The following is a 20601-nucleotide window of genomic DNA, read 5'->3' as shown; positions in this document are numbered from 1 at the left end:
CGTCCTGGGGGAAACTTTTTCCAAATTTTTTCCTTATATTGGAAGTTATTGGTATTTGACTCATTGTTAGCTAACGTCGTTGTTACATAACTTCATTGTAATCAGCGATTTAGTAATTGATCGTTGCACGTATGCCGAACATTCTTGGTGGGTTGTAGCTGTTAAAAGTATAGCCACCCGCATTACCTTGCCCCATCCAGTTTTTGACGATGTTATTACTCAAATTGGTGCCCCACAATTCCACATTCCATTTGTCATCATGGCCTGCTAATTTCAATGCTGCGCTCCAATTCGTATATGCGTCTTGGTAATCGCCAATCACAGGATTATTTAAATTACGGACGGAGAAGTACATACGACTCTGATAGCGCATCCCGATAGAAGGCGTCAGCATCCAGCCATTGCTCAATTCGATATCATGCGAGTAGTTGATTGCATAAGAATATTTCGGTGCCATCGGGAGTTGATTGCCGACCACATTACGGATTGCGCGACCGCGTTTGCTAGGATCCGATCCTAGATAAAGCGGGGCGCATGGTTCCGCACCAAATTCTTGACGATATCCACACATCCAATTGTCATCATAAGTTGGATAAGAAGTGACTTTGGAATCTAGTACTGAAGCGTAACCAGATAAAGTGCCACCAACCCAAGGACGTGCTTTGTACTCGATTTCTAAGCCTTGGATTCTTGAGTTACCAATATTTTCTGTTTTCCAAGCGGTCACTACATCACAAGTTGGATTCCAATCTGGGCAAGTTTCATCCGCGCGTAATTTTCTTTGACCCACTGCATTCATGCCAGTGACATGCATGTCGTTATATTTGGTGTGGAAATAGACTACGCTTAAATCTAACTTATTATCAAAGTGGCGACCTTTATAACCAACTTCAAAATTCGTGGTGAGCTCAGGTTGATATTCGAGGTAGCTGTATTTTTGTTTGCTGCCATCGGTACAAGTTCCGCCACCACAAGTATCAAATTTGTCCCCGAAGCCACCTGGACGATAACCGGTCGCAGCCGAGGCAAAGACCATCGTTGTTTTGTCGATGTCATATTGCAGACCGAGGCGATAAGTTGGTTTTGACCAGCTTGCTTTATGGGTATTGACGACAGGCTCAGGGAATACGCCTACGCCAGCAAATGGTCCCATGCCCGAAGTGAGGTCGGTGCCGTTATGCGGTGTGCCAGTACCTAGCGCTTTAGGCGTATATAGGCCGTTGTAATACCATGGCGTATCGGCGCTCCATAAGCCGGCGCTAACACCGCCAAGATCCTCGCGACTATCTTTGCTCATACGGAAACCTGCCGTCGCTGACAATCTGTCTGCTAATTTGATATCAGCTTGTGCAAACAGCGCTTTGGAATGGACTTGACGATCAGGTTGAGCATAATATTGGCCTTGTGGCATGCCCCAAGGTGCTGCAATCAAATTGTCTTGGGCGAAGTTGATAGCGTTTTTTTCGGACATATTGAAGATACCAGCCACATAGCGCCATTGATCAAAATTTTGTTTGATCTGAATTTCATTGACTAGCGAACGGTAATTGGAGTCTAGTGTGTAACTGGCCCAGTCTAATGCATGCTGCGCTCCCCAATTGCCCCAAGGTTCCATGACCCCGACATCCGAAGCGAGGAAAGTTTGACCGCCATCATCATCGTGATTTTGAGCTCGTTTTTGTACCGCGTAAGCGACTTTATAGCCGAGTTCAGTTTGTGGTGAGAGTTTCCACACCAGATTGCTGCGATAGGTGTCTATGCTCATGTCCAGTTTGCCAGGGACATTGATTTTGGCATACCACTGGCCTTGTGGACCGCACGCGAAACGAGTGCCTGCTGCCATTTTGCAGTCTTTTAAGCCAACTTCACCTGCGCCTGAATTTTGATAGTGTTCAAAGCCACCTGTCCATTCCCAATCTTTATGAATCGCCCAGCGCGCAGTCAGGCGGGTGGCCCATTGATTGGAATTAGAGTAGTAATCTTTAGGCGATAACACACGATTTAAACGTTGATCCACATCCGGCTTGCCGTCTGGCGTGAAGTTGGCACCGCCGTGGCCATCGGACAATAAAACACCACGATCACTTAAATCACGTTCTTGTTTGATATAGCCATCGCGTTTATCCATCATCACTGCGGCACGCAAGGCGAAGCTATCACTGATGCCGAAGTTGTAGACCGAGCGAATTTCTTTACCATTGTAATTGGCGAGATTGAGTGAGCTCCAACCGTAGTTGGTTTTGAATTCAGGTTTGGCGGGCAGAATATTGACCACACCCGCGGTTGAGTTGCGTCCGAATAAAGTACCTTGCGCGCCACGTAAAACTTCTACCTGATCCAGATCGAACATTAAGGCCAGTGAGCCTTGTGGTCGCGGGGAATAAATACCATCGATGTGGATACCGACCGCAGGATCACCAATTTCAGTAAAGTTAGTTGAGGTGACACCACGTATGGAAACCAATACGCCAGAATCACCACTGGATAAACCAAATTGTACGTTGGGAACGGTGCCGCTGAGGTTGAGTAACTCTTTGACGTTAGCCCGTATTAAGTCTTCGGCTTTGAGTGCGGTGACAGCAACGGGTGTTTTAAGTAAAGAAGTTGCTTGGCGCGTGGCACTGACGATGATTTCGGGAATGACTTCCTTTTTGTTGTCTTCCGTTTTATTGGTGCTGGTTTGCGGGTTGGTGGCTTTCTGAGCATCGGCTTGAAAACCTAACATCGAGCATGCACCAGCGATGGCCAGATGCATAATCTTTCGTGTCGTCCTGATATGGGGCATTTTTTGCTCTCTCAAAAGTAAAATCAACGTATCGTAAATATCGAGCCAATTGAATTCCCCATTGCGCCCGATGTGAAGCTCATTGCTGATTGCTGCGTTGATGCAGCATGTTGTTGGCAATGAGGCTAGTCGTAGTTTTATCTTTGTAGAGATTCGCTGCAATTCAGAAATTTACTCTTGTAACTAAGTGAATTTACTTAGGTCTGAATTGGCTTAAGGCGTGTTGTTGCACTGTAGTTGCACTGTATCTATATTGAACTTACTTTTGTCATACGATTAGCGCAGCACAGATAAATCGGCGGGTGGTTCATCACCCGCTAGCACGCCAGCACCGCCACTCAATCCTTCGCCTTTTCGTATTAGATAATCGGTGTGTTCATACACATTGGGGCAACCCGTTTCCGCAATTAAGGTTTTAACGATGGCAACTTTCCAGGCATCGACGCCCGCCGCTTGAAATTGGCAACTTAAGTAGCCCGCATCGAGCGCATTGTATTCGACGATTAAGCCCGGTAAACGATCTTCTTCCGCGTTGATCAGTCTTTGCGGCTTACCTGATTGAGTTGTGAGTGGTAAATGTTTGGCGAGGGCAGCTTGAATTCGGCGCTTAAACATTGCGTGATCCACTGCTTCAGCCTCATCAAAACTCCAAACTCGGGCGCGAATTTGTGATCTGGGGCTCCAGCCAGCGCGTGCTAGAAACTGTCCAGAAGAGGAGCGAACCAAAGCAGTTGCGCCCAATTTCATTTTTTCATGAAATTTCCCATCGACTCGTTCTATGGCGGACAAGTAGATCCACGGATCGCCTGCTAGCAAACTTTTTTCTTTACCTTGTTTGATGGTGATGATGAGCATGAGTTTCCTTTGGGTAAATCGTGTTGGACGAACGTGGCTTGAGGCTTGCATCATCAGTATACACGGTGGCTTGTACCTACTTGTGCCAGTTTGTGTTTGTTTGACGTGCTGGCTTGCAGGAGGCGTAGCAGGTTTTAGCGACTATTGAAGGAACGAGCTAAGGTCGATTTTTCTTCATATATTTTGACGTGTAGGAGTACGTTAATTTTACGCGTAAGCGCAGCGATTTTTGACGCGTGTATTTGTGTGTTGATGCATATTTATCTTTGCCTGTAGTTACATTCAAGGGGTTTTTATGGTTCTCGTGTGTTTGTTAATTGGCATATAAGTTGCTAGCAAGTTGATTATAGGTTCCATCAATTGTTCTGTTTTTTAATGTAAAAAGGGAGCATTTTAATGACAATATCAATACTGAACGCTTCTGCGCAAACCAATCCATCCGCACCTGAAGCAGTCGTCAATACGGTAGCTCCAGCGCTGCAAAGCTCAAATGAACGTCGTGAACTTTTCTTATTTATCTCCGTTTATCTGACGGGATTTGAACGCGTGGAGTTGGAAGGAACTGGCAGGGTTGATGAATATTTTTCCACCATTTGCCAAGAATCCGATGCTGAGAATTTGAATTTTTTCTTTGCCGAAGTCGTGTCAATTCAACTTCAGGCGCAAGGAAACGAGGATCAATTGTTGGCGCTGATTGCATCAAATCTCATGCCAAATTCTAGCTATCAAGCCTTGGCTAAAAACATGATTTACATGTGGTACACCGGGCAATGGGCGCCCACTGTAAATAACTCTAATGCCAACCTACAACAAGTACGCAATGTGAGCGCCAATGCGTATATACAAGGCTTAATGTGGACTGCGGCGCAGACTCACCCGCCCGGTGCGAAGCAACCGGGATATGGATCTTGGGCTCATATGCCTCTGCAAGATTGATCTTAGTTGATGGCTATAAGTAGCGATCGGTAGCGAAATGTGGTGTTCGCTGTTGTGCTTATTTCGTCGAACCGATTTGGTCGCGAAATGGGTGAATCTACATGAAGAGGGAAAGTGATGACGCATAACTACGATGTCGTAATTGTTGGCAGTGGTATTGCCGGTGCCGTGATGGCGAAAACGCTGACACAGGCGGGTAAAACGGTATTGATGTTAGAGGCAGGCTTAGAAGCAGGAATGGCCTTAGACCCCGAGCTTGCCTATCAAAACTACCAGCGCTATTTGCAAACTTTTTACAGTAAAGCGAATAAGGCAACCAATGGACCGTATCCAGATATTAAGGATGCGGAGTCGCCCGATGTATTAGAAATTCAGGCCAAGACGCCCTATGACACTGGCTATTTAGTGCAGATGGGCCCTTTACCATTTGCTAGCGATTGTCTACGTGGCGCAGGTGGAACGACCTTGCATTGGTTAGGTAATGTGCCGCGTATGTTGCCGAATGATTTTCGTATGAAAACCTTATACGGGCAAGGTGTCGATTGGCCTATTAGCTATGATGATTTGAAACCTTATTACGAAATGGCAGAGAACGAAATTGGCGTTGCTGGTGATGTCGCGGCGCAGGTCGGTCCTGATATGACGCGTGCCAATTACGGTGAGCATTATGTGTTTCCTATGCAGAAAATTCCTCAGAGTTTTCAGGATCAGGTATGGATGAAACATACTCAAGATCTCATTGTCTATTTAGAAGGGAAATCCTATGCGGTAAGTTGCGTCAGCATGCCGCAAGGACGCAACTCTATTCCCAATCTTCACTATCATTACGCGTCCGTGCAATGGGATAGCGCAAAACAAAAACTAATATTGCCAGTGACCAAAAACAAGTATCAAGTAGTAGGCTCAATTTGGAGTCCATACACGGGAGAACGTTGTGAAGGGAATGCCAGTTGTGTGCCGATTTGTCCAGTTCAGGCGAAATATAACGCACTGAAAACACTCAAAAAATCAGACATGAGTAAGTTGGAAATCAGAACTCAGGCCGTCGCTTCGGAATTAATGTTAGACCCGCACAGCAGAGAAATTTGCGGCATCGTGTATAAGAAATATACCCACGGCGATGCGCCGCAATATCACACTGAAGTAGCACAAGGAAAGATCTACGTTTTAGCTGCCAGTGCTTTAGAAAACGCGAAGCTCTTGCTCGCTTCGAATGTTGCTAATTCCAGTGATCAAGTGGGGCGCAATTTGATGGATCATTTGGTCTTATTGACCTGGGGATTGTTTCCAGAAAAAGTGTTTCCTTATCGCGGGCCTGGTTGTACGACCTATATTCCGACTTTTCGTGATGGTGATTTCCGTAAAGATTTTGCTGCATGGATTTCACCTTTGGACAATTGGGGTTGGTCGTGGCCGACTTATGCACCTGCGACGGATGTTAGTAATGCTTTGGCAAAGAATATTTTTGGTAAAAAATTGCGGCAAACTATCAACGATATCGTGCCGCGCCAAGCCTTACTGCATTTCGAATGCGAACAGGCACCAGAGCCAAGCAATCGCATGACCATAGATCCCAAATACAAGGATCAACTCGATAATTATCGTCCCGTGATTCACTACGATGCATCGACTTATATGCGGAAATCATTCAAGGCGGCTAAGCAGGTATCGGATCAGATTTTTGCCGCGAATAAGATACAAGATTTCACAGAATACAATCCCGATGAAGCCGACTTTGTAAATTGGGAAGGGCGAGGATATACCTTCCGTGGCGCTGGTCATATCGTCGGTACTCATCGCATGGGACATGATGCGGTCAGCTCTGTGGTGAAACCTAGTCAGCAGTGTTGGGATCACCCCAATCTCTATTTGGTCGGGTGCGGCAATATGCCAACTTTAGGAACCTCCAATCCTACCTTAACTATGACGGCATTGACCTTTATGGCAGCCGAAAATATTCTCAAACAATTAGCGGAGTGAGCCATGACGCAATCTATTCTTCAACTTATTAGTGCTCACACTGATGCTCACTCCCGTGGCAGTGGGCGCCGTCGTCATCAGTTGTTGCAATTGGATTTGCCGACAGGGCAAGCCGGTTCGATTAATACCATCGCGTCCTTGCGACATCATTTGCAAACCGCGATTGAACTAGAGCATTCGACTATTCCACCTTATCTGTGCGCACTGTATTCGATCGATGCACAGAGCAATGAATTTGCTTATCGAACGATACAAAGTGTCGTGATGGAAGAAATGCTGCATATGATTTTGGCGGCGAATATTTTGAATGCTATAGGCGGTTCGCCAGCGATCAACAAGCCCAAATTTATCCCAGAGTATCCCAGTTATCTGCCACACAGTAATGATGCTTTTTTGGTGCCTTTGCAGAAGTTTTCTCCAGCATGCTTGCAAGTCTTCTTGCAAATAGAGCAGCCAGCCGTCGCATGTGCACCGCCAGAAGCCCATCATTACGCCACCATTGGACAATTTTATGCCGCGATCAAACAAGCCTTATGTCATCTAGATAGCGTTACACCTGGCGGGATTTTTACCGGTGAGGCTGGTCGTCAAATAACACCCGAACATTATTACGGTGGCGGTGGGCAGCTTATTAGCGTACATAATTTAGAGGATGCGATTTTAGCGATTAATGAAATCATAGGCCAAGGTGAGGGGATGAACGGCTCCATTATCGACACTGATCATGTTTTGTTCGGCGAGCAAATCGAATATGCACATTATTTCAAATATATGGAAATCCTACATGAGCGCCGATACTTACCGACTGATAGTGCCCAATTGCCGCCCACTGGACCTGTGGTGCAAGTGAATTGGAGTGCGGTCTCCGATATGCAAGATAATCCTAAGATGAGTGATTACAAAAAAGGCTCAGATCTCTGGCAAAAAACCTATGAATTTAATTACTCCTATATGCAGTTATTGAATCAGCTTCATAGCGCATGCAACGGCGAGCCACCAGCGCTGATGCAGGCTATCCCGGTTATGTATGACTTGAAATATAAAGCACTGGAATTAATGCAAATACCAACCGCCAATGGCAAGATGGCTGGCCCTAGCTTTGAGTATGTGCCAATCTAAGTTTGCAGCGCATGGTTTGCCTGAACTGAACGCCAGCGTAAACAGAAAACGCATCGGAAAACGCATCGGAAAGCGAGTCGGTTAAAAATTTATCTTGTTATTTTAAATGTAATGATTACTATGGTCGATGCAAATTATCTTTACTGATTTTTTTTAGGAGCATCGCATGTCGATTCAAGTAAATTGGTCACAAATTACCAGTCTGGCACCGAAGGCGCTGCCCGCTTATCAACAAGCTTTTGTGAATGCACAAGTTGCGCTGGATCGTCACGGCGTTAGCGTTAATCCCTTGCGAGTTGCTCATTTTATGGCGCAGGTATTACACGAAAGTGGGGCCTTGACCGTACAGTTTGAGAACTTAAATTATAGTGCGGCACGTTTGGTAGAAGTTTGGCCCAGTCGGTTTAAGCCAAAAGGTGCGCTTGATCCAGCGCAATACGCAATGAATCCACAGGCCTTGGCAAACCAAGTTTACGGTGGCCGTATGAATAACACGGCACCAGGTGACGGGTATAAATATCGGGGACGTGGCTTACTGCAATTGACCGGAAAAGACAGCTATGCCGAGGCAACTAGCATAGTCAGAAAATCTAATCCTGCATGTCCTGACTTTGTTGCCGATCCTGATCAGGTTGTGAATAGTCTATGGTGTGTCGAAGTCGCGGCAGCCGAATGGGAGGCTAAGGGCTGCAATCCACTGGCCGATCAAGACAATGTACAAGCCGTGACTTTGAAAATTAATGGCGGCACGATAGGATTAAGTGAGAGAGCCGCTTGGCTCGCACGTTGTAAAACCGTTTGGCATGCCTAATTGCGTTGATCGATGATTTGGGCTGCTAAGATGCCGCTGCGAACAGCGGCCTCAAGCGTCGCAGGATACTCACCTGCCGTGTAATCTCCAGCAATAAACACCCCCGGAAATACCGTGCGATTCTCTGGACGATCTAGGTTTGGCGTACAGGCGAATGTCGCACGTTTCTCCGTGATGATCTGTGTCCATTTTGGAGTCATCAATTCCGGCATTTGTAGTTGTTCTGCGAGTTGTTTTGCAATTGCCTGTGTGAGTGTTGAATGATCATTTTGGTTTGCCTCGTTCGACGCGCTCACAACCACCGCCAGTAAGCCGGATTGTGTTACATCAAGCTGGCCACGATCAAAGACAAATTGACCCCAGTGTGCGATTGTTGGATTGTCTGCCAAAGCAAAAAAAGCACGTTCTAATCTCACCTCTGGCGCATATTGCAAATAGCAAGTAGTGATCGCTTCATAGCTAAATTCGGGAAAGCTTGGTGCTTCTGAATCGTTGGAATAAGCATTGCCGATATCAGCAAGCAGGCGTTGACATTGGGTCGCATTAGTCGCAATGACAATGCTATCAAATTCTTTTTCTGTCCCTGGGCACTCGTCCAAAATCCAAGTGCCATGAGCGCTTGAACGTAAGGTTTTAATACGGAGACCAGTGAGCACCTGTCCATTGTGCTGCTGTAGATAATCCGCTGCAGCATCAGGTAGTAAGCGGCTCAAATCGATACGAGGAATTAACATATCTGAGGCAGCACGTTGCGCACCTAAGCTATCGCGTAACACGTTCAAAAAAACCTGAGCCGAAGCGCGCTCCGGGGGCGTATTTAAAGCGGCGATACACAGCGGAGTCCACATTAATCGACACAAGCGTTCGGTTTGCTCGTAACGTTCCAAGAGCTCGCTGACGCTGCAATCTTGATGCAATCGCCAATCTATCCAGCGGGCGGTGGTAGAAAAACGCGCTAAAGCCATCTTGTCAGCGCGATCTAAACCTTTTGCATTGATCAGTGCGAAAAGTAAATGTAAGGGCGCTGGGAATTTGGGGGCAATGAATTGCATGCCTGTTTGCTGCGGGTACACCATTTGTAAAGGCAGACGCAGCAAGGCTGATTTGAGATCTATTTTTAGTAGGCGCATTAAATCTAGGCAAGCTGTATAGGCACCGAGCATGATGTGCTGGCCGTTGTCTAGCTGTTGTCCGTTAATCTCCACCGCGCGTGCGCGCCCACCCAGACGTTTGGCGGCTTCTATCAAAGTGACTTGGTGCCCTTGCTGCTGGCAAAGCTTGACTGCCGCAGCGCAGCCAGCCCAGCCAGCTCCGATGACGGCGACACGTTTTGGTGTTGATCCCTTGCGCAACTTAATCATGATTAGCTAGGATTAGCCACGAATATAAGTCTTCCACGCCAACCAAAGCTTGCGGATAGGTGTCAGTGAAATTCTTTGTTTGAGTACCTGAAATTGATCCTGCTGAATCTCAACTAATAAAGCTCGATATATGGCGGCCATAATTAAGCCTGTGCGTTGCGCGCGTCTGTCTTCCTCAGGCAATAAGGTAAAGGCTTCATCGTATAATTTTTGTGTGCGTTCGTACTGAAACTGCATGAGTTTAGTGAATTGTTCGCTATGCTTGGCATTAAGAATGTCGCTGGCAGGCACATTAAATTGTTGTAGCTCGTTGACTGGCAGGTAGATTCTGCCTTTGCGCGCATCTTCACCCACATCACGAATGATATTGGTCATTTGAAATGCCAATCCCAATTTCTCAGCAAATTGTTTGGTTTGAGGATTTTTAATGCCAAAAATACTTGCTGATAAAATGCCCACTACACCAGCCGCATGCCAGCAGTATTTTTGTAGCGCGATGAAATCCAGATAGCGATTTTGATTGAGATCCATCTCCATACCATCGATGATTGCCAGCAAATGGGCACCTTCTAATTGATAGGTGCTCATGTGAGGCAATAGGGCGGTGGTGACGGGATGGCTAGGGGCTTGATTTAACATGGCTTGAACCTCTTTACGCCACCATCCGAGTTTGCTACGAGCAACGGCTTCGTCCGTGCAATTATCGACTACATCATCAACTTCGCGGCAAAACGCGTACAGTGCAGTGATTGCACGGCGTTTTTCCTGTGGTAAAAAAAGGAAACTGTAATAAAAACTAGAACCGCTCTGGGCGGCTTTTTCTTGGCAATATTCGTCTGGAGACATGCGAAAACGGAGCTGATTAGATTCTTGGGCACTTATTTCAAATGAAATAAAGTGGACATTAGGCGTAATCCTAACCGACTAGCGCAGATCGCACAAACCATGACGAAATGTCGCGGTAGTCTTTTCTTACAATATATAGACAAAAAATTGCCGCAGGCATGTTGTACAATGCGAGCTTATTTTCATGTGTTCAAGCTGAGATAATGTCGAAATCTGGCTTAGGCCGCTTTAAAGGTAGAGTGATCTTGATTAAATTGGATAAGAAATTAGTGATAGTCGGTTCTGCATTGCTGGCAGCGCTGGTCGGATGCGGTGGTTTTGTCTACACAACAGTTGGCGGCACAGTCAAAGGTTTGACAACTGACGGCAAAAGCACATTAGTGTTAGTTGATGAAGCAGGATACAATACTACTTTAACTGCGGACGGTACTTTTTCTTTTAAAGTAGCCAGTAACGCTGCTTATAACATCTCTGTCTACACTCAACCAAATCCAGTCAATTGTGTTGTCTCCAATGGCAGCGGCAAAATGACTGGCGAAGCACCAGTGAGTAATATTAGCGTCAATTGCTCGCCGAATATCCCGTTAAGTGGTGTATTGACTGGACTTGATAGTACGAAGACTTTGCAGTTGGCGGTAAATGATGTTCAACAAACGGCAATTACTGCAAATGGTGCTTTTGACCTGCAAACTTATGTAGTGAATAAAAAAGCCTATGAAGTGAAAGTATCGATTCCTCCCGCAGCACAAGTTTGTACTGTTCAGAATGGCAAAGGTACAGCTGACATCAATAATCTAGCTGCTGCAAAAAATATTGCGATTGATTGTATTGCCGGTGTTCCAGTCGGTGGCACTCTGGCTGGCTTAAAAGTCGGTACCGTATTAGGTCTTACCAATAATGGTACGGACGTGCGAAATATGTTGGCGGATGGTACGTTCACGTTTAATTTTAGTTTGTTAGATGGCGCCGCATATGATGTACAAGTATCTACTCAGCCAACGGGACAAAAATGTACTGTGACTAACGGCACAGGTAAGGCGAGCTCTGCTGCGCCTGATGCGTCACAAAAAATTTCCGTCACTTGTGTCGCGACCTAATGGTAAGTTAAGTGCCAGAGATACATCGATTGAAACTAAAAAGCCAGGAAGATCCTGGCTTTTTATTGATTGCGAAAGTTAGATAAATTCACAAACACTCGAGTCGCCCCGCTTGATTGAAGTAAAAAATATCTTCGTGTTTAAATCCCCATTGGCCGCCTTTGAGTCGAACAAATGGTTCGAAGCTAAAAAAATCGACTTCGGACAGTGCTAGATGATTATTGGCTTGTATGAATTGGCGTAATTCTCTTTGGTTTTCTAAACTGTGCCCTACATTGCTACGAAAATCCAAATTTACAAATCCACTTTCTCGAATGCGTACATTCGTCCATTGAAATAATTGGTGAAAACTCACTTCAGGTCTCAACCATTGCATCATTTCTTCATGGAGTTGTGCGAGAAAACGCAATCCATTTCGATACTCTAAGGTTTTGGGTTGTTCGACGTAGGAGCCGAATTCAAACGCGAATGTGCGCGAATAGTCGCCCCAAATACCGTCTTTTTCGGGGCTGAGATCAATACTGATTAAATTTTTCCCACCTAATTTTTCTGAACTAGCTTGATATTGCTTGCCAGAGATAGATAAGCAACTACGATTGCCCGCTAACACTAAGGCTGGACAGTCGTAATACCAAGTATTGGGGAAGCCGGATTGGCATAGCAAGTCATGCGCCTTCTGCGCAATGCTTTGTTCACTATCATCTGTAGTTAAGAGTGCTGGCAGACGCGCCATTGCCGATTTTGCGGCATCTTGTACCTGGCGATAGTGGAAGATCTGATCGAAGCTAGGCATAATTTAATCTTAATATGACTTCTTTGCTATTCTACACTTACATGAGCTATCACTAGCGCATGCGCAAAGATGTTGTGGACTACATTTTTAAAGCGCGCCAGATCATAATTGGTGCGTCCCATTTGCTGATTTTAGGGCGCTGGTAAAAGACATTGGCATTCACTTGCTCGATTTTTTCTAAGATACGAAGTCCCCCTTGAACCACCATCCGCAATTCGTAGCCGAAGCGACCGGGTATGCGGCGGCACAAAGGACTACCATCAACCATCATTTGACGTGCGCGCTCGACTTGAAATTGCATTAAATTTCGCCACGCAAGCGAATTGTGCAGTTGGTCGTTGTTTGTGATGTCGTCTGAGCTAAGGCCGAAGCGAAATAGATCTTCTTGTGGAAGATAGATTCTTTGTTTTTGAATGTCGATCGCGACATCTTGCCAGAAATTGATGAGTTGTAGGGCGCTGCAAATTTGATCGGAATAATGAATATTCTCTGCTGAATCAGCGTCAAATAGCGCCAACATAATGCGGCCAACTGGATTGGCAGAGCGCTGACAGTAATTTAGCAGGCTGCTGAAATCCGCGTAACGTTTGGTATTTACATCTTGTTTGAACGCAGATAATAAGTCTGAGAAAGCGTGGATGGGGAGTTGGTGGCGGTGAATGACCTCGGCCAAGTCTTGAAAAAGCGCTTGTTGAGTTGGTTTGCCTTGAGCAATTAGTTGTAATTGATACTCATAATTTTGTAAAGCCGAAAGACGTTGTTCTTCGTTCGCATCACCTTCGTCTGCGATATCGTCGGCACTTCGTGCAAAGGCATAAATAGTACGTATGGCGGGGCGCAGATGAGCAGGAATCAACCAAGATGCAACCGGAAAATTTTCATAATGATTGATTGTCATAATGGTATTTGAAAATAAATGACTCGAAAGTCATTGGCTTTTAAAAGATTCATCATTATAATTACTTACCCGCGAGTCAGTAATTTAATTGCGCCTAATTTTTTAAATTAAGAATATTTTTTGTAATTCCAAAGCAAGATATCAGGTCTCTAGGTAAGATTTTAATTTGAATTGTGGAAGGGTTTTAAACTTAATCCGCAATTAGCTTGTGTAGTTCGTCACAAGCCTGCAATTCAAAAAAATGTAAAACTGCTTAAAATTTCCCCGAGTGCGACGCAAACGCGTTGTACTGTATGCGTTGTGCCGGAATAGTAAAGGAAAATCCCGTGTCAAATTCTCCATTGATCTCTACTTCTGTCTTGAAATCATCAAGTCAATCGCGTTTGTTACTCTCGCTGTTGTCAGTCTTAGGTCTAGTAACAATATTGAGTTTAAGTGCTTGCAGTAAAAAAGTTGAAAAAACGGAAGATGTGCGCCCAGTTCGCGCATTGCAAGCCGTAATGGAAGGTAGTGAGATTGCGACTGAATTTTCTGGTGAAGTACGTCCTCGTATCGAGTCCCGCTTAGGATTTCGCGTACCTGGAAAAATTGTCGCACGTAAGGTTGATGTCGGTACGATGGTTAAACGTGGACAAGTCTTAATGCAGCTAGATCCGCAAGATTTGCTCTTAGGGCAGGCGCAAGCAAAAGCCGGATTGAGCGCGGCAGAAAGCAATCGTGATTTGGCTAAAGCAGAATTAAAACGCTATCAGGAATTGCGTGAAAAAAACTTCGTCGCTCAGGCGGTTCTTGATGCGAAAGAGACTGCTTATAGAGCGGCGCAAGCCAGTTTTGATCAGGCTAAAGCAGGTCTATCGAATCAATCGAACCAAGCTTCATATGCAAGTTTGGTAGCTGATGTAGATGGTGTGGTGACAGGTATAGATGCGGAAGTAGGGCAGGTCGTTGCAGCAGGTTCGCCTGTTGTGCGCGTTGCTAAAACGGGTGAGTTGGATGTAGTGGTTGGTATTCCTGAAGATAAGATAAATAATATACGCCACATGTCCGATGTCAAAGTGCGTATGTGGGCCAATCAAGGTGAAGTGATTGCAGCCAAACTTCGCGAGTTGTCGCCGATAGCTGATCCCGTCACTCGTACATTTACAGCGAAAGTCGCTTTGTCTCCGGACGCAAAAGATGTGCGTTTAGGAATGACTGCGATGGTGTCGTTTGGTATGAAAAATCCACAAGCCATGGTGCGCCTGCCTTTGACGGCTTTGCTGCAAGAAAAAAATGTGAATTCGGTATGGGTGGTTGAATCGGGCGCCGTAAAATTGGTGCCGGTGCAGTTGGGTGGTACAGCGGGTGAGGATGTGTTGATTGCAAGCGGTTTAAAGTCCGGGCAAATGATCGTAACTGCTGGTGTGAATTTGCTCAAAAGCGGACAAAAAGTCAAAATTCTTGGTGTTGAAACAGCTACTGATGCAAGTAATCCTGCCGTGGTAGCGGCGAATGCTAGCGGAGTTGCTAAATGAGTCAAGTCAATCAGCAAACTCCGGGCGAAAAGTCCGAACAAAAATCAGGGGGATTTAATTTATCCCGCTGGGCGCTTGAGCATATTCCATTAACCCGCTATTTAATGGTGGCTTTGCTGTTGGGCGGGATTTTTAGTTTTGGACGTTTGGGGCAAGATGAAGATCCACCATTCACCTTTAGAGCGATGGTGGTGCGTGCAGTTTGGCCAGGTGCTACCGCATTGCAGATGGCAGATCAGGTCACTGATAAGTTAGAGAAAAAATTACAAGAAGCGCCGTACGTCGATAAGATTCGTAGTTATTCCAAGCCAGGTGAAACGCTGATTATTTTGCAGTTGCGTGAGTCAACACCGCCTAAAGAAACCTCTCAAACGTGGTATCAAGTCCGTAAGAAAATTGGTGACATCAAAGGCACTTTGCCAGCAGGTGTCGTCGGTCCTTTCTTTAATGATGAATTTGGTGACACTTACGGCTCTATTTTTGCGATTTCTGCCGATGGTTTTACCTACGAAGAAATGCGCGAATATGCAGACTTCGTGCGTCAACAATTTTTGCGAATTCCCAAAGTCGCTAAAGTCGAAATGTTTGGCGTGCAAGAAGAGAAAATTAATATCGAATTTTCTCAGAAAAAGTTCTCGCAATTAGGTGTGCCATTTGAAACCGTGGTCTCACAGATTAATTCCCAAAATACAATCGAAGGTACTGGCGTATTGACGACGTCTGCGAGCAATTTGCAGGTGCGTATTTCGGGTGCTTTGACCACTGTCAAAGATCTAGAGAACTTGCAGTTGCGTGCCAATGGAACGACTTTCCGTCTCGGTGATTTTGCGACGGTAAAACGTGAGTACAAAAATCCACCCGTCGATAAAATGCGCTTCAATGGTAAGGAAGTCATTGGTCTCGGTATTTCTATGGAGAAGGGTGGCAATATTATTGAGCTAGGTAAGCATTTACAGACTGAAGTTGCCACCATCAAATCGCAATTACCGGTTGGCATAAATCTAGATCGTGTTTCCGACCAGCCGAAAATCGTTGCGTCTTCGGTAGGTGAGTTTGTTAATACTTTGATAGAAGCGGTCGTGATTGTGTTGGCGGTCAGTTTCCTTTCATTGGGCTTGCATACTAAGCCATGGCGACTCGATGTTTGGCCAGGTTTGGTCGTTGGCTTGACAATTCCCTTGGTGCTGGCAGTGACTTTCTTATTCATGCGTATGTTGAACATTGACTTGCATAAGATCTCGCTAGGTGCCTTGATTATTGCTTTGGGGCTGCTGGTTGATGACGCCATTATTGCGGTCGAAATGATGGTACGAAAAATGGAGGAGGGTTTTTCGCGTTTTGATGCGGCGACCTTCGCCTATACTTCTACAGCGATGCCGATGTTGACCGGTACCTTGATTACTGCTGCTGGCTTCTTGCCTATCGGTTTAGCGGAATCCGCTGCTGGTGAATATACATTCTCGATGTTCTCGGTGAATGCTTTGGCCTTGCTGATTTCATGGTTGGCGGCGGTATTGTTTACGCCTTATCTTGGTTACCTTTTATTGAAGGTGAAACCACATGCTGGCGCGGATGGTCATCATGAGTTATTCGATACACCGTTCTATACACGTTTCCGTGCACTGGTTAATTGGTGTGTGACTTGGCGTAAGACGACGATTGCGATTACTCTGGCAGTTTTTGGTCTCGGTGTATTTGGTTTTAAATTCATTGAGCAACAATTCTTCCCTGATTCTAGTCGTCCAGAATTAATGGTGGAGTTGTGGTTGCCAGAAGGTTCTTCTTTTGCGGCGACAGAAGCGCAAGCGAAGAAATTTGAAGCCTTTATTCAAAAGCAGCAGGGCGTGGAAAGTGTGACCAGCTATGTTGGTACCGGTAGTCCGCGATTCTATTTGCCTTTGGATCAAATTTTCCCGCAAACCAACGTCACACAAATCGTGGTGTTGCCAAAAGATTTAAAAGCGCGCGAAGCATTACGTTTGAAAATTACACAGGCATTTAAAGAAGATTTTCCTGAAGTGCGTGGTCGCGTAAAACTTTTGTCAAATGGTCCTCCGGTGCCATATCCGGTTCAGTTCCGTGTGACCGGTTTGGAAGTGGAAAAAGTGCGTGAAATTGCTGATCGCGTTAAAGCGGTGATGCATGCTAACCCGAATGCAATTGGTGTCAACGATAACTGGAACGAGTCGGTAAAAGTCGTACGTATCGATATGGATCAAGATAAGTTGCGTGCACTAGGAATTACTTCTCAAACCGTGATGCGTGCTGCGAATACGATCTTGACGGGTACGTCGGTGGGACAGTTCAGAGAGTCGAATAAGTTGATCGATATCGTAGTTCGTCAACCTGTCGATGAGCGTTCCACGGTGCAAGCTTTGAGCAATGCAAACATCCCTACACCGAGTGGTAAGACCGTACCTTTATCGCAAGTGGCACGTATCAACTTAGCATGGGAGCCAGGTGTGGTGTGGCGCGAAGGCCGAGAATGGGCTGTTACGGTGCAGTCAGATGTCGTGGATGGCATTCAAGGGCCTACCGTGTCTTCGCAAATCAATCCTAAGCTAGATGCGATCAGAGCGAGTTTGCTTCCTGGTTATAAAATCGAATTGGCAGGTGCGGCAGCTGATAGCGGTAAAGCGCAAGAGTCAATCGCTGCGAATGTGCCTCTGGTCATTTTTATTATCTTTACTTTGTTGATGTTGCAGTTGCATAGTTTCTCACGTGCTGTCCTAGTGTTTTTGACTGGTCCTCTGGGCGTGGCGGGTGCGGCGATGGCATTGTTGATACTGCAAAGACCATTTGGTTTTGTTGCGCAATTAGGTGTGATTGCTTTGTTTGGTATGATTATTCGTAATTCTGTTATCTTGATTGATCAGATTGAGCAAGATAGGGAAGCGGGTGTTCCCGCTTGGGATGCTATCGTCGAGGCTGCGGTGCGTCGTTTCCGACCGATTATATTGACGGCAGCGGCCGCAGTTTTGGCTATGATACCTTTGTCGCGTTCTGTGTTCTGGGGGCCAATGGCGGTGGCGATTATGGGTGGTTTGATCATTGCAACTGCATTGACTCTGCTATTCTTGCCCGCCTTGTATGCGGCTTGGTTCAGAATTAAGAAAGCGTAAATGCAAGGGTTTGCTTTGAATGCTCTTTGAGTGTTCTTTGAATGTTTGTCGAATGTTGTATCGTATGTGTTGTGCTTAGAAAAGAACGGCTGTAAATCTGCTAATTCTCTGGTATTAGTAAAAAATATTAATGAGAATTTCGGGCTAAAAGTAACGAAAATAAGTTTTATAGCAGTTCTTTCTAATTCGATTACAAAAAATACGAGACAAGCGGTATAAAAATCCAGTAGAATAGTCGGCTGAAGTTGAAATGCCACAATGATAGTTATGGGCGACGATGCAATTTAAGTCGCCCTTTGCTTTTTATTGTTAGGTGTGCTCATCCCGCGAGGATGGCGAAATTGGTAGACGCACCAGGTTTAGGTCCTGACGCCAGCAATGGTGTGGGGGTTCGAGTCCCCCTCCTCGCACCACAGACTCTTTATATTTGGACGATTTTCATGGCAACTGCAGTCGAAACTTTAGAAAAATTAGAACGCCGTATTACGCTCACATTCCCGATTTCAGAAATGCAACCGGAAATTGAGAAGCGTTTGAAAGTACGTGCTCGTACAGCAAAAGCGCCTGGCTTCCGCCCAGGTAAAGTGCCGATGAAAATGGTGGCAGCGCAGTATGGCTACCAAGTCGAAACTGAAGTTCTTAACGAAAAAGTCGGTATTGCTTTCAGCGAAGCAGTTAAAGAAAATAACTTGCGCGTTGCGGGCTATCCACGCATCGAACCTAAGAAGAGCTATTCTGAAAACTACTTTACATTTGATGCTACTTTTGAAGTCTACCCAGAAGTCGTTGTAGGTGATTTGTCTGGCGTTGAGGTTACTCAAGTTAAAACTGATGTAACTGAAGCTGAAATCGACAAGACTGTCGATATATTGCGCAAACAACGTGTGCATTTCCACGTTAAAGGTGAGCAAAGCGCACATGGCGACGGTGGTGCTGATCAGTCAGCACAAACCGGCGACCGCGCCACAGTTGATTTCGTTGGTACTATCGACGGCGTTGAATTCGCTGGCGGTAAAGCAGAAGCATTTGCTTTCGTCTTGGGCGAAGGTCGCATGTTGCCAGAATTTGAAGCAGCAACTTTAGGTTTAAAAGTTGGTGATTCCAAAGTGTTCCCATTGGCTTTCCCAGAAGACTATCATAGCAAAGAAGTAGCAGGTAAAACAGCGGAGTTCACCGTTACTTTGACTAAGTTAGAATGGGCACATTTGCCAGCGGTTGATGCTGAATTTGCGAAAATGTTGGGTGTAGAAGATGGTGATCTGACAAAAATGCGCAACGACATCAAGGATAACCTTGAGCGTGAAGTTAAAGGCCGTGTCAAAGCAAAGGCCAAAGACAGCGTCATGGATGCATTGGTGAAGGCGGTTGAATTTGATGCACCAGCAGTATTGATTGAGCAAGATGCAGAGCGTTTAGCTGAAATGACACGTCAAGATATGGCGCAGCGCGGTATGAACGTTCAAGGCGTCCCATTCCCGACGGAATTGTTTACAGCACAAGCAGAGCGTCGCGTACGTTTGGGTTTGATTTTGGCTGAGTTGGTTAAGGCTAACCAATTGCAAGCAACGGCTGACCAAATCAAGGCCCAGGTTGAAGATTTCGCGCAGAGTTATGAAGATCCACAGCAAGTAGTTAAGTACTACTACAGTGATCGTAATCGCTTAGCAGAAGTTGAAGCCCTTGTATTAGAAGAAAACGTCGTTAACTATGTCCTCGGTAAGGCAAAAGTGAATGAATCAATTTTGCCGTTTGACGAATTGATGGGTAATAACCCAGCACAATAAGATAGGATAATTCATGACAGGCATCATTCATAACTCTGGTTTAGAAACAAATATGCTTGGCATGGTGCCAATGGTTGTTGAGCAAAGTGGGCGTGGAGAACGTGCTTACGATATTTATTCCCGCTTGCTCAAAGAACGTGTGATTTTTCTGGTCGGTCCAGTGAATGATCAGGCAGCAAATTTGATCGTGGCACAGTTGTTGTTTTTAGAAAGTGAAAATCCAGATAAGGATATTTCGCTTTATATTAACTCTCCAGGTGGTTCGGTATCTGCAGGTATGGCGATTTTTGATACCATGCAGTTTATTAAACCTGATGTATCAACTTTATGTACCGGTTTAGCTGCGTCTATGGGCGCATTTCTGTTGGCTGCTGGTGCTAAAGGAAAGCGTTTTTCATTACCGAATTCTCGCATCATGATTCATCAGCCTTTAGGTGGTGCGCAAGGTCAGGCATCTGATATAGAAATTCAAGCACGTGAAATTTTGTATTTGCGTGAACGTTTGAACGGTATTTTGGCTGAAAAAACTGGTCAAAGCATTGAGCAAATTGCGAAAGATACCGATCGTGATAACTTTATGTCTGCAGACGCTGCAGCGGAATATGGTTTGATCGACAAAGTATTAACTCATCGTAGTTAAACTTTTTTGTACTTCAGAAGTGAATTTGAAACGCCCGCAACCTTCAGGTGCGGGCGTTTT

General features: G+C 45.5%; 15 protein-coding genes and 1 tRNA gene. 10 read left to right on the top strand and 6 right to left on the bottom strand.

From position 1 onward, the window contains the following. Window positions 1-109: 109 nt before the first annotated feature. Window positions 110-2755, bottom strand: coding sequence for a TonB-dependent receptor (locus ACFFJH_RS13575; RefSeq protein WP_390213386.1), 2646 nt, complete (start codon window positions 2753-2755; stop codon window positions 110-112). A 306-nt stretch (window positions 2756-3061) separates the two neighbouring features. Then, the gene (locus tag ACFFJH_RS13570; protein WP_390213385.1) at window positions 3062-3640 is read right to left on the bottom strand and encodes an SAM-dependent methyltransferase; all 579 of its coding nucleotides are present in this window, start codon (window positions 3638-3640) and stop codon (window positions 3062-3064) included. A gap of 396 nt (window positions 3641-4036) precedes the next feature. Here ACFFJH_RS13570 and ACFFJH_RS13565 point away from each other — a divergent pair, with 396 nt between their 5' ends. The 4 genes from ACFFJH_RS13565 (at window position 4037) to ACFFJH_RS13550 (ending at window position 8486) form a co-directional block, all read left to right on the top strand. Next, entirely contained in the window at window positions 4037-4576 is a 540-nt protein-coding gene (locus tag ACFFJH_RS13565) for a hypothetical protein (RefSeq protein ID WP_390213384.1), read from the top strand. A 117-nt stretch (window positions 4577-4693) separates the two neighbouring features. Further along, window positions 4694-6556, top strand: coding sequence for a GMC family oxidoreductase (locus ACFFJH_RS13560; RefSeq protein ID WP_390213383.1), 1863 nt, complete (start codon window positions 4694-4696; stop codon window positions 6554-6556). Window positions 6557-6559: 3 nt separating this feature from the next. Then, complete coding sequence (locus ACFFJH_RS13555) at window positions 6560-7675, top strand: ferritin-like domain-containing protein (RefSeq protein WP_390213382.1); 1116 nt, start codon at window positions 6560-6562, stop codon at window positions 7673-7675. 166 nt (window positions 7676-7841) lie between these two features. Then, a complete protein-coding gene (locus ACFFJH_RS13550; RefSeq protein ID WP_390213381.1) occupies window positions 7842-8486 on the top strand; it encodes a glycoside hydrolase family 19 protein in 645 nt (214 codons plus the stop codon). On the opposite strand, the gene hpnE is transcribed toward ACFFJH_RS13550, so the two are convergent. After that, window positions 8483-9847 carry a hydroxysqualene dehydroxylase HpnE gene (gene hpnE, locus ACFFJH_RS13545; protein ID WP_390213380.1) on the bottom strand — a complete coding sequence of 455 codons (1365 nt, stop codon included), beginning with the start codon at window positions 9845-9847 and terminating at the stop codon, window positions 8483-8485. The genes ACFFJH_RS13550 and hpnE overlap by 4 nt on opposite strands. Before the next feature lie 12 nt (window positions 9848-9859). Beyond that, entirely contained in the window at window positions 9860-10693 is an 834-nt protein-coding gene (hpnD, locus tag ACFFJH_RS13540; protein ID WP_390213378.1) for a presqualene diphosphate synthase HpnD, read from the bottom strand. 203 nt (window positions 10694-10896) lie between these two features. Between hpnD and ACFFJH_RS13535 the strand changes: the two genes are divergently transcribed. After that, window positions 10897-11790 (top strand): hypothetical protein, encoded by an 894-nt coding sequence (locus ACFFJH_RS13535; RefSeq protein WP_390213377.1) that lies wholly within the window; start codon window positions 10897-10899, stop codon window positions 11788-11790. 88 nt (window positions 11791-11878) lie between these two features. On the opposite strand, the gene ACFFJH_RS13530 is transcribed toward ACFFJH_RS13535, so the two are convergent. Continuing rightward, window positions 11879-12583 (bottom strand): M24 family metallopeptidase, encoded by a 705-nt coding sequence (locus tag ACFFJH_RS13530; protein ID WP_390213375.1) that lies wholly within the window; start codon window positions 12581-12583, stop codon window positions 11879-11881. A 79-nt stretch (window positions 12584-12662) separates the two neighbouring features. Next, complete coding sequence (gene hpnC / locus ACFFJH_RS13525; protein ID WP_390213374.1) at window positions 12663-13481, bottom strand: squalene synthase HpnC; 819 nt, start codon at window positions 13479-13481, stop codon at window positions 12663-12665. 326 nt (window positions 13482-13807) lie between these two features. Here hpnC and ACFFJH_RS13520 point away from each other — a divergent pair, with 326 nt between their 5' ends. From ACFFJH_RS13520 to clpP, 5 genes are all read left to right on the top strand, one after another. Beyond that, on the top strand, window positions 13808-14995 hold the full coding sequence (locus ACFFJH_RS13520; RefSeq protein WP_390213373.1) for an efflux RND transporter periplasmic adaptor subunit: 1188 nt from the start codon (window positions 13808-13810) through the stop codon (window positions 14993-14995). Continuing rightward, a complete protein-coding gene (locus ACFFJH_RS13515; protein WP_390213372.1) occupies window positions 14992-18117 on the top strand; it encodes an efflux RND transporter permease subunit in 3126 nt (1041 codons plus the stop codon). The genes ACFFJH_RS13520 and ACFFJH_RS13515 overlap by 4 nt, the downstream gene beginning before the upstream one ends. A 326-nt stretch (window positions 18118-18443) precedes the next feature. Beyond that, a tRNA-Leu gene (locus ACFFJH_RS13510) sits at window positions 18444-18530 on the top strand. Window positions 18531-18557: 27 nt separating this feature from the next. Then, window positions 18558-19901 (top strand): trigger factor, encoded by a 1344-nt coding sequence (gene tig / locus ACFFJH_RS13505; protein WP_390213371.1) that lies wholly within the window; start codon window positions 18558-18560, stop codon window positions 19899-19901. 13 nt (window positions 19902-19914) lie between these two features. Continuing rightward, window positions 19915-20541, top strand: coding sequence for an ATP-dependent Clp endopeptidase proteolytic subunit ClpP (gene clpP / locus ACFFJH_RS13500; protein ID WP_390213370.1), 627 nt, complete (start codon window positions 19915-19917; stop codon window positions 20539-20541). The last annotated feature ends 60 nt before the right edge of the window (window positions 20542-20601 follow it).

The organism is Affinundibacterium danionis (assembly GCF_042432465.1).
Lineage (GTDB): Bacteria > Pseudomonadota > Gammaproteobacteria > Burkholderiales > Burkholderiaceae_D > Undibacterium > Undibacterium danionis.
The sequence above is the reverse complement of the archived record's forward strand: the minus strand, read 5'-3'. Positions and strand labels throughout refer to the sequence as shown.

What these genes read in the sequence shown, in the direction of transcription:
- ACFFJH_RS13530 (WP_390213375.1), bottom strand. Translation starts at nt 12,583, where the DNA reads ATGCCTAGCTTCGATCAGATCTTCCACTATCGCCAGGTACAAGATGCC.
- hpnE (WP_390213380.1), bottom strand. Translation starts at nt 9,847, where the DNA reads ATGATTAAGTTGCGCAAGGGATCAACACCAAAACGTGTCGCCGTCATC.
- hpnD (WP_390213378.1), bottom strand. Translation starts at nt 10,693, where the DNA reads ATGTCTCCAGACGAATATTGCCAAGAAAAAGCCGCCCAGAGCGGTTCT.
- ACFFJH_RS13570 (WP_390213385.1), bottom strand. Translation starts at nt 3,640, where the DNA reads ATGCTCATCATCACCATCAAACAAGGTAAAGAAAAAAGTTTGCTAGCA.
- hpnC (WP_390213374.1), bottom strand. Translation starts at nt 13,481, where the DNA reads ATGACAATCAATCATTATGAAAATTTTCCGGTTGCATCTTGGTTGATT.
- tig (WP_390213371.1), top strand. Translation starts at nt 18,558, where the DNA reads ATGGCAACTGCAGTCGAAACTTTAGAAAAATTAGAACGCCGTATTACG.
- ACFFJH_RS13565 (WP_390213384.1), top strand. Translation starts at nt 4,037, where the DNA reads ATGACAATATCAATACTGAACGCTTCTGCGCAAACCAATCCATCCGCA.
- clpP (WP_390213370.1), top strand. Translation starts at nt 19,915, where the DNA reads ATGACAGGCATCATTCATAACTCTGGTTTAGAAACAAATATGCTTGGC.
- ACFFJH_RS13575 (WP_390213386.1), bottom strand. Translation starts at nt 2,755, where the DNA reads ATGCATCTGGCCATCGCTGGTGCATGCTCGATGTTAGGTTTTCAAGCC.
- ACFFJH_RS13560 (WP_390213383.1), top strand. Translation starts at nt 4,694, where the DNA reads ATGACGCATAACTACGATGTCGTAATTGTTGGCAGTGGTATTGCCGGT.
- ACFFJH_RS13515 (WP_390213372.1), top strand. Translation starts at nt 14,992, where the DNA reads ATGAGTCAAGTCAATCAGCAAACTCCGGGCGAAAAGTCCGAACAAAAA.
- ACFFJH_RS13555 (WP_390213382.1), top strand. Translation starts at nt 6,560, where the DNA reads ATGACGCAATCTATTCTTCAACTTATTAGTGCTCACACTGATGCTCAC.
- ACFFJH_RS13550 (WP_390213381.1), top strand. Translation starts at nt 7,842, where the DNA reads ATGTCGATTCAAGTAAATTGGTCACAAATTACCAGTCTGGCACCGAAG.
- ACFFJH_RS13535 (WP_390213377.1), top strand. Translation starts at nt 10,897, where the DNA reads ATGTCGAAATCTGGCTTAGGCCGCTTTAAAGGTAGAGTGATCTTGATT.